The following is a 9008-nucleotide window of genomic DNA, read 5'->3' as shown; positions in this document are numbered from 1 at the left end:
CGTCATCACCGGCCAGGGTGGTGTCGGCCATCACCAGATTCAGTGCGATCGGCACCGGCCCGGCAGCGGGATGCCCGGTGACGCGTTCATAGATCGTCTCGGCCATCACCTGCCCGCGCGGGCGCCCATCACCGCTGGTGTCAGCGGCCCGCCGGCAGGCCGCATACAACCCGACCCCCTGGGCCAGCGGCAGCCGCACCGTGACATAGACCATGGTGTTGGGGGCGGGCCGGCAGGACACCGCACAATCAGCGGCGCTGCTGTTGATCCGTGCCACCACCGCGGCGGCGTCCAGGCGGGCGGTGATCTTCTTGGCCTCGGCCTCCACGCGGCGGTTGCCCCACCCCGTCAACCGCGACGGATCGGCACACAGTTCTTCATCGAGTTGGCGGCGATGCTGCACCGACAGGCAGGCGGATTCCCGCACGATCAGGGTGGCCCGCCACTCCGAGAGCGCCCCGCACGCCAGCGCGGCCAACGTGTAGGGCATCTCCTGCACCAGGGCCTGAGCCAACCCGAGATGCCGGCCCCCGCACACCGGGGCATCACGGCGGGCCAACGCGATCTCGGAGGCCAACCCTTTACCGCGCCGATCGGCGCGGATCCCGGCAGCGTCCTCGGCGGCGCGGCGTTTGGCCGCCCACAACGCGGTCGCGCGGGCCTGGGCGGCGGCCGCGGCCGACTTCAGCGCTTCACACCGCTCGACCACCGCCCGCAACTCGGCCTGCGACGCCCCCTCATCAACATCGAAATCGACATCGAACACACTTTCGAACATAAACCCGACGCTACCCTGCACCTCTGACAACCCCGCCCCACCAGCCGGAAGATCTGACCGCAAGGCAGGCGGGGAGACAAGCCATCGTCACCCGATCCGCGAAGAGCTGATCGACGAAGTCAGAGCCGCCGCATCACGATCAGGTTGTCCTGGAGCAGTCCTTGCTGACCGTCCGGCCCGACGGCCTCACGCTCCACCGTGCCGATCCGGACCTGATCCCACTTCCCTTCTCCGAGGTCGATCGACGCCAGCACCTCGTCGACGGTCGGGAAGACATGGTCGCGCACGTGTACCGCCCAGGGCGGCGCCGCCGCATGATCGACGACCACCAGCAGGCCACCGGGCGCCACCGCCCGCGCGGCCGCGGCGAAAATGCGCTCCCGGTCCAGATGCACCATCGACTGCAGGAACTGCGCCGACACCAGGTCGAACGCGCCGTCGGGGAATGTCTCGGACAGGTTCATCTGCACCAGCCGCACCCGGTCCGTCAACCCGCGTGCCGCCACCTCGGCGGCGGCACGTTCCAGCGCAGTCTCGGAGATATCGACACCGACGACGTGCCAGCCCTGCTCGGCCAGCCACACCGTGTCACCCCCCTCCCCGCAACCGAGATCCAGTGCCCGGCCTGGCTTTTCCAGTTGGGATGTTTCGGCGAGCCACCGGTTCACCCGCCCGCTCCAGATTCGGTCCCTCTCGGCGTACCGGTCCTCCCAATGCTGTTTGACCTCAGATGCCATCGTCACTCCTCCAGAAAACTCGCCACTATTGATGCTGCCGCCGCAGACCCGGCCGCCACCGCGGCCGCCACCTGCGGCATCTGCGCGCACACGTCGCCCGCCGCAAACACGCCGGACACCGACGTTCGGAACATTCCGTCCACCTCGATCGCCTCCACCGAAACCGGGCCCGGCGCAGCGAATCTCACGCCCAACTCAGCCGCGAGTGCCGAGCGCTGGTGCAGCGTCGCGGCCACCAGCAACCCACGCCGGGCCAGGCTGGTTCCGTCCGCGAACACCACACACTCCAATTCGCCGTCCCGCGAAACCAGTTCGGCGACCGGCTGCTCTTCGGCCACCACTCCGGCTTCGGCCAACCGCGACCGGTGCGTGTCGGTGAGATCCTGGCTCAGCAGAACGACGTCCTCGCTCCAACCGCGCAGCAGCGTCGCCATGTGCACTCCGCGATCGCCGTCGGCCAGCACCGCCAGCGACGAATCGCGAACCTCCCAGCCGTGGCAGAACGGACAGTGGAACACCGACCTCCCCCACAACTCCGCCAGTCCCGGGACCGCCGGAGACTCGTAGCGCATTCCCGTCGCGAGAAGCACCCGTCTGGCCCGCACCGTGTTGCCCTCGGCCAGGACCAAGGTGAACCCGCCGTCCGCGACGGCGTTCATCACCTGCCCGTCGACCACCCGCACGCTGGGATAGGCAGCCAGCTCTCGACGTCCCCGCGCGTAGAGCTCCGAAGGCGGCACACCGTCAAAGCCAAGCAGGCCGCCGATCCCGTGAGCGGCGAGATTGCTCTGCGCACCGGCGTCGACGACGAGCGTGTGCCGACGCGCCCGGCCGAGTACCAGCGCGGCACTCAGCCCGGCAGCGCCGCCACCGACGATCACGCAGTCCCACAACTTGTCCATGAGACGACCTTGCACCGCCGCGCCATCGGATGCCAAGCTGATTTGCCATGAAGGCAAAAGACGAGAGCGTGGACGTCCGGGTGCGGCGACGCCTGCGAGACCTGCGCATGCAGCGCGGCATGACGCTCGAGGATGTGGCCACCAAGTCCAGTATCGACGTCTCCACCTTGAGCCGGCTGGAATCCGGAAAGCGCCGGCTGGCACTGGATCATCTGCCCCGCCTGGCGGCTGCCCTGTCGGTCAGCACCGACGAACTGCTTCGCGCCCCCGACGTCGAGGATCCCCGGGTGCACGGGCGCTCACACACGCACAACCAGATCACGTTCTGGCCGTTGACCGGGCAGGGACCGGCGGGAGGTCTGCACGCCTACAAGATCCGGGTCAGCGCCCGAAGGCGCACTCCCCCGCCCGAGCTACCGGTCCACGAAGGTCACGACTGGATGTACGTGCTGTCCGGCCAACTTCGCCTGCTGCTGGGAGACCGCGACTTCACGATCAAACCCGGTGAGGCCGTGGAGTTCTCGACCTGGACCCCGCACTGGTTCGGTGTCGTCGACGGACCGGTGGAGGCCATCGCGCTGTTCGGCCTGCACGGTGAACGCGTGCACGTGCACGGCGATCACAGGTAGGCGGTCTGGTTGACCAGACGCACCGAGGCGGCGCCGTCAGGGTAGAACTCCGCGATCGACAGCGACGCCAGGTCCAGATGCAATCGGTACAGGATCGCCGGCCCCGCGTCGAGGGCCATCCGCAGCAGCGTCTTGATGGGCGTCACGTGGGACACCAGAAGCAGGGTCTTGCCCGGGTGCTCGGCGATCAGCCGCTGTCGCGCCCTCGACACCCGCGTCGCGACGTCGTCGAAACTCTCACCACCGGGCGGAGGCACGGAGGTGTCACGCAGCCAGCGCCGGTGCAGCTCGGGGTCCCGTTCGGAGGCTTGCAGGAACGTCAGCCCTTCCCAGGCACCGAAATCCGTCTCGATCAGGTCGTCGTCGACCTGGACGTCCAGCCCGAGCGCCTTGGCCGCGGCGGTCGCGGTGTCGTGGGCGCGCTGCAGCGGAGACGAGACGACGACGTCGACACCGCCCTTGCCGGCGAGGTACCGGGCTGCCGCGTCGGCCTGCTGGACGCCCAGTTCGGTCAGCTCGGGATTGCCGCGGCCCGAGTAACGACGTTCCACGGACAACGCCGTCTGCCCGTGCCGCAACATCAGCAGCTTGGTCGGCGCACCCTTGGCTCCGGTCCAGCCTGCCGGGTTGGTGACTACTTCCGTTGTCGCCGTGGATGTCTCCCTGCGTGATGCCGCGTCCATCGCCTCGTTGGCGAGCCGGTCGGCGTGGCTGTTCTCGGCGCGGGGAATCCAGGTGAAGGTGATGCGTTCGAACCTGCGCGCGAGGTCGCCGGCCTGACGGTGCAGCGGCGCCAGGTCGGGGTGTTTGACCCGCCAGCGGCCCGACATCTGCTCCACCACCACTTTGGAGTCCATGAAGACCTCCGCCTCGGTGCCACCCGCTTCCGCGGCGGCTTCGAGGCCTGCGATCAGACCCCGGTATTCGGCGACGTTGTTGGTCGCGGTGCCGATCGGTGCGGCCACCTCGGCGAGCACCGCATCGTCGTCCACCGACCGGACCACTGCACCGTAACCGGCCGGCCCGGGGTTACCGCGCGACCCGCCGTCGGCCTCAACAATCACTTTCATGGACGAGAAGCCTTGACCCGCAACAGGATCGCCGAGCACTCAGGGCACCGCAGCACGTCGTCGTCGGCGGCCGCGGCGATCCGCGCCGATTCGCCCTTGTCGATCTCGATCCGGCAGGCTCCGCAGCGACGGCCTTGCAGCACACCGGCGCCCACGCCGCCGCGCGCACGTTGGCGTTCGTAGAGCGTGACGAGCTCGTCGTCGATCGCGGCGACTAGTTCCGCACGCCTGGCCGCCGCCCGCCCCTCGCCCTCGGTCAGCTCGGCGCGGGCGACGTCACATGCGCGTTGCGCGTCGTCCAGCGCGGTCTGCAGTTCGTCGACGGTGGCCGACTCGCGAGCCTGGTCGGCCGCGAGATCCTCGCGTCGCTGCATGACCTCCAACTGGGAATCCTCGAGGCTGGCCTGACGCCGCTGCAGGGTTTCCAGCTCGTGCTGCAGGTCGGCGAGCTGCTTGGGGTCGACGGTCCCGCCGTCCAACAGCGCGCGGTCGCGGTCTTCGCGCTGACGCACGCCGTCGATCTCGGTGTCGAACTTGGCGATCTGTGCGTCCAGGTCGGCCAGCGCGATCTGCAACGCGGCGAGGCGGTCGTTGGCCGCACGGTGCGCGACCTGCGCCTCCTCCACCGCCTTCTGCTCGGGCAGGTTCTTGGCGCGGTGCCCGAGCCGGCCCAGCTCGGCGTCGAGCTCGGCCAGCTCGGCGAGCAACTGCTGTTGTGCCACTGAGGCTTTCACGTCAACATCCCTCGACATTCCATGGATCGGTACGCACGTCGGACACCGTGACAGGCAGCGACGAGCCGAAGTGGGTGCGCAGCAGGGCCGCGGCTTGATGGCACCACGGGAACTCGGTGGCCCAGTGGGCGGCGTCGATCAGCGCGACGTCCGAGGCGCGGCGGTGTTCGTCGGCCGGGTGGTGGCGCAGATCGGCGGTGACGTAGGCCTGCACCCCCGCGGCCGCCACCTCGGCCAGCAGCGAGTCCCCCGCCCCGCCGCAGACCGCGACGCGGGACACGACCGCGTCGGGATCACCGGAGGCGCGCACCCCCCAGGATGTGCTCGGCAGCGCGGCACGGACCCGGGACACGAACGCCGACAAGGGTTCCGGTTCCGCAAGGATCCCGATACGCCCTAACCCGACGTCGCCGGGCGGGTTCTGCAACGCCACGATGTCGTACGCCGGTTCCTCGTAGGGATGTGCGGCGCGCAACCCGGCGAGCACCGCGCCCCGTCGGGCGGCCGGGGCCACCATCTCGACGCGGTCCTCGGCGACGTGTTCGACGGTGCCGACCGTCCCGATCGCCGGTACGGCGCCGTCGCCCGGCAGGAATTGACCCGTGCCCGCCACACTCCAGCTGCACTGCGAGTAGTCGCCGATCTGCCCGGCGCCGGCGGCGAACATCGCCGAACGCACCGCCTCGGCGTTCTCGACCGGCACGAACACCACCCACTTATCGAGCGCAGGCCCGGACGGCACCGGCGACAGGACGTCGCACACCTCGAGACCCAAGGTGTCGGCCAAGGCGTCCGACACCCCGGGCGACGCGCTGTCGGCGTTGGTGTGCGCCGTGAACAGCGAGCGGCGGGTGCGGATCAGCGAGTGGACCAGCGCGCCCTTCGTCGTGTCCACCGCCACCGAATCCACTCCCCGCAGCAGCAGCGGATGGTGGGCCAGCAGCAGGCCGCCCTCGGGCACCTGCGCCACCACCGCGGCGGTGGCGTCCACAGCCACGGTGACCGATTCCACCGGCTCGGCCGGGTCTCCGCAAACAAGCCCGACGGAATCCCAGCTCTGCGCCAGACGGGCAGGATAGGCCGCTTCGAGCACGTCGATGACGTCGACCAACCGGACACTTGCCACATCACGACACTAGTGCGCGCGAAGCCACTCCGAACCGAGCGGCACCCCCGGCGCGGGCTCAGGGACAATGGACGCGTGACTGACATGCTGGACAGCACCCGCCGCGTCGCCCCCGTCGGGCGCGGCGACCTGGTGATCTTCGACCTCGACGGCACCCTGACCGATTCCGCCGAGGGCATCGTCGCCAGCTTCCGTCACGCCCTGCACTCCGTCGGCGCCACCGTCCCCGACGGTGACCTGGTCAGCCGGATCGTGGGGCCGCCCATGCACGTCACACTGAGTCAGATGGGCCTCGGTGAGCGCGCCGACGCCGCGATCGCCGCGTATCGCGCTGACTACGTCAGCCGTGGCTGGTCGATGAACCGGCCGTTCGAGGGCATCCCGGCGTTGCTGTCGGATCTGGGTACCGCAGGCGTGCGGATGGCGGTGGCGACGTCGAAGGCCGAACCGACGGCTCAGCGAATCCTCGCCCACTTCGGCCTCGACGTCTGCTTCGAGGTCATCGCCGGCGCCAGCCCCGACGGCACCCGGGCCGTCAAGTCCGACGTCGTCGCGCGCGCCCTGGAGCAACTGGCGCCGGTCCCGGACCGGGTGGTGATGATCGGCGACCGCTTCCACGACGTCGAGGGCGCCGCGGTCCACGGCATCGGCACCATCGTGGTCGGCTGGGGCTACGGCCACCGTGACTTCACCGACGGCGACGGTGGCGCGCTGGCGCACGTCACCGATGTGGACGACCTGCGTGAGGTGCTCGGTGTCTGAGGTGCTGCACGTGACGTTCATCTGCTCGGGCAACATCTGCCGCAGCCCGATGGCCGAGAAGATGTTCGCCCACCAGCTCGATCAACGCGGGCTGGCCGGTGTCGTCCGGGTCAGCAGCGCGGGCACCGGCCACTGGCACGAGGGTGAGCCGGCCGACCGTCGCGCCGGGCATGTGCTCCGCGCGCACGGCTACCCGTCGGCGCACCGCGCCGCCCAGGTCACCGACGACCACCTCTCGGCCGACCTCATCGTGGCGCTCGGCCGCAATCATCTGCGGATGCTGCAGCACATGGGGGTGCCGGCCGAACGGCTGCGCCTGCTGCGCTCCTTCGACTCGAGGTCGGGGGCGCATGTCCTCGACGTCGAGGATCCGTACTACGGCACCCAGGACGACTTCGAGGACGTCTTGACGGTGATCGACGCGGCGCTGCCGGGCCTGCACCGCTGGGTGGACGAGCAGCTGGCCGGACGGGAACGGGTGGGCTGACGATGCGACGGTGGGCCTTTCTGCTCCGACCACAATGGCTGGCGCTGTTCGTGGTCGTCCTGGCGTTCGCGTACCTGTGCTTCACCGTGCTTGCGCCGTGGCAGCTGGGCAAGAACACCAAGACCTCCCGGGAGAACGACCAGATCTCCCGCTCCCTGACCGCCGAGCCGGTTCCGGTGACCAGCGCGCTGCCGCAGCAGGATTCGGCGGCCCCGGACGAACAGTGGCAGCAGGTCACCGCGACGGGCCGGTACCTGCCCGAATCCGAGGTGCTGGCCCGGCTGCGGCTGATCGACGGCGACCCCGCGTTCGAGGTGCTGGTGCCGTTCGCCGTGGACGGCGGGCCGACCGTGCTGGTCGACCGCGGATACGTGCGCCCGATCGAGGGATCGAAGGTGCCGGAGTTCGATGCGCCGCCGACGGGGACGGTGACGATCACCGCGCGGCTGCGTGACTCCGAGGGCGTCGCCCGGGACAAAGCGCCGTTCGAGGCCGACGGCGTGAGGCAGGTGTACTCGATCAACATCGAGCAGATCTCGGCTCTGACCGGTGTGCCGCTGGCCGGTTCGTATCTGCAGCTGGTGGACAACCAGCCCGGCGGGCTCGGGGTGATCCCGCTGCCGCACCTCGACGCGGGACCGTTCCTGTCATACGGCATCCAGTGGATCGCGTTCGGCATCATCGCCCCGATCGGCGTCGGGTATTTCGTGTACTCGGAGATTCAGGTGCGCCGCCGCGAGAAGGCGCAGGCCGACGCCGAATCCGAGCTCACGGATGACGAGGCCGCACCGGTCACCACCGAGCAGAAACTCGCCGACCGCTACGGCAAGCGACGCTGACCGCCGCTGCCGCGGCGACCAGCTGAACCGCGCGGGACAACCGGACCGCCCGCGACAGATCGTCGACGGCCGGGACGCGCCCGTCCCCCAGCGTGGGCCGGATCTCCAGCTCGTGCGCGTACTGCGTCGGCCCACCGAGCCGTACCCCGAGCGCGCCGGCGAACGCCGCCTCGGCCACCCCGGCGTTCGGGCTCGGATGTCGGCCTGCGTCGCGTCGCCAAGCCCGCCACGCCCCGACCGGTGAACCTCCGACCGCGGGCGCGCACAACACCACCAGCAGCCCCGTCACCCGCGCCGGGACCAGGTTCACCAGGTCGTCGAATCGTGCTGCAGCCCAACCGAACCGGGCATACCGCGACGATCTGCTGCCGATCATCGCGTCGAGCGTGTTGGCGCCGCGATACACCAGCACCCCGGGGGTCCCGCCCAGCGCCGCCCACACCAGCGGGCCGATCTGCGCGTCGGAGGTGTTCTCCGCGATCGACTCCAGGGCGGCCCGGGTCAGCCCCGCCGCGTCGAGCACCGAAGGGTCGCGCCCGCACAGCGACGGCAACAACCGCCGCGCGCCGTCGATGTCGCCGGCGCCGAGCAACTCCGCCATGCGCTCACCGGTGCGGCTCAGCGTGGTCCCGCCCGCGGCGGTGAACGTCGCCGCCGCCACGCACGCGGCCTCGGTCCACCGGCTGCGCCGCCGGGCGGCCCGCTCCAGCACGAGCCCCGTGGCGCCGACCGCCCCGAGCAGCGCCGCGGTGTGCGCCACCCCGGCGCGGCGGTCGTCGGCATAGGTGCGCCGCTCCAAAGCCGCTGCCACGCTGCCAAACAACGCCACCGGATGCCCGCGGCGCGGATCACCGAAGCACAGGTCCGACACCACACCGACAGCCATGCCCAAGCCACGCGCGAACATCCGCGCAGCGTCTCACAGCCGGAAACCGGCGATCCCC

10 protein-coding genes and 1 pseudogene are annotated in these 9008 nt (G+C 70.3%); 4 read left to right on the top strand and 7 right to left on the bottom strand.

Going from position 1 to position 9008, the window contains the following annotated elements:
• From ACXMYJ_RS21450 to ACXMYJ_RS21440, 3 genes and pseudogenes are all read right to left on the bottom strand, one after another.
• Positions 1 to 778: pseudogene (locus ACXMYJ_RS21450) on the bottom strand (HNH endonuclease); the annotation flags it as partial.
• 119 nt (positions 779 to 897) lie between these two features.
• The gene (locus tag ACXMYJ_RS21445) at positions 898 to 1515 is read right to left on the bottom strand and encodes a class I SAM-dependent methyltransferase (RefSeq protein WP_443186992.1); all 618 of its coding nucleotides are present in this window, start codon (positions 1513 to 1515) and stop codon (positions 898 to 900) included.
• Positions 1516 to 1517: 2 nt separating this feature from the next.
• The gene (locus ACXMYJ_RS21440; protein WP_460358782.1) at positions 1518 to 2417 is read right to left on the bottom strand and encodes an NAD(P)/FAD-dependent oxidoreductase; all 900 of its coding nucleotides are present in this window, start codon (positions 2415 to 2417) and stop codon (positions 1518 to 1520) included.
• A 47-nt stretch (positions 2418 to 2464) separates the two neighbouring features.
• Between ACXMYJ_RS21440 and ACXMYJ_RS21435 the strand changes: the two genes are divergently transcribed.
• Positions 2465 to 3046, top strand: a complete 582-nt coding sequence (locus ACXMYJ_RS21435; protein ID WP_460358781.1) for a helix-turn-helix domain-containing protein — start codon at positions 2465 to 2467, stop codon at positions 3044 to 3046.
• Here the strand turns inward: ACXMYJ_RS21435 and ACXMYJ_RS21430 are convergent.
• The 3 genes from ACXMYJ_RS21430 to ACXMYJ_RS21420 are packed head-to-tail and all read right to left on the bottom strand — an operon-like array spanning position 3037 to position 5976.
• Positions 3037 to 4116, bottom strand: coding sequence for a bifunctional RNase H/acid phosphatase (locus ACXMYJ_RS21430; protein ID WP_460358780.1), 1080 nt, complete (start codon positions 4114 to 4116; stop codon positions 3037 to 3039). The two genes, ACXMYJ_RS21435 and ACXMYJ_RS21430, sit on opposite strands and share 10 nt — an antisense overlap.
• Complete coding sequence (locus tag ACXMYJ_RS21425) at positions 4113 to 4850, bottom strand: zinc ribbon domain-containing protein (protein ID WP_260753671.1); 738 nt, start codon at positions 4848 to 4850, stop codon at positions 4113 to 4115. The genes ACXMYJ_RS21430 and ACXMYJ_RS21425 overlap by 4 nt, the downstream gene beginning before the upstream one ends.
• A gap of 1 nt (position 4851) precedes the next feature.
• Positions 4852 to 5976, bottom strand: a complete 1125-nt coding sequence (locus tag ACXMYJ_RS21420; protein WP_443186987.1) for a Nif3-like dinuclear metal center hexameric protein — start codon at positions 5974 to 5976, stop codon at positions 4852 to 4854.
• An 84-nt stretch (positions 5977 to 6060) separates the two neighbouring features.
• Here ACXMYJ_RS21420 and ACXMYJ_RS21415 point away from each other — a divergent pair, with 84 nt between their 5' ends.
• Genes ACXMYJ_RS21415 through ACXMYJ_RS21405 form a run of 3 tightly spaced genes read left to right on the top strand, consistent with a single transcriptional unit; the run spans position 6061 to position 8064 of the window.
• Positions 6061 to 6738, top strand: a complete 678-nt coding sequence (locus ACXMYJ_RS21415; protein ID WP_260758157.1) for an HAD hydrolase-like protein — start codon at positions 6061 to 6063, stop codon at positions 6736 to 6738.
• Positions 6731 to 7225, top strand: coding sequence for a low molecular weight protein-tyrosine-phosphatase (locus ACXMYJ_RS21410; RefSeq protein ID WP_260753681.1), 495 nt, complete (start codon positions 6731 to 6733; stop codon positions 7223 to 7225). Before ACXMYJ_RS21415 ends, ACXMYJ_RS21410 begins: the two co-directional genes overlap by 8 nt.
• 2 nt (positions 7226 to 7227) lie before the next feature.
• Positions 7228 to 8064 (top strand): SURF1 family cytochrome oxidase biogenesis protein, encoded by an 837-nt coding sequence (locus ACXMYJ_RS21405; RefSeq protein WP_460358779.1) that lies wholly within the window; start codon positions 7228 to 7230, stop codon positions 8062 to 8064.
• Here the strand turns inward: ACXMYJ_RS21405 and ACXMYJ_RS21400 are convergent.
• Positions 8018 to 8971: a cobalamin biosynthesis protein gene (locus ACXMYJ_RS21400; RefSeq protein WP_460358778.1), complete on the bottom strand. Its 954-nt coding sequence runs from the start codon at positions 8969 to 8971 to the stop codon at positions 8018 to 8020. The genes ACXMYJ_RS21405 and ACXMYJ_RS21400 overlap by 47 nt on opposite strands.
• Positions 8972 to 9008: the final 37 nt, after the last annotated feature.

Source organism: Mycobacterium sp. ZZG, assembly GCF_054786995.1.
Note: the sequence above shows the minus strand (reverse complement) of the source record. Positions and strands in the feature narration are given on the sequence as shown.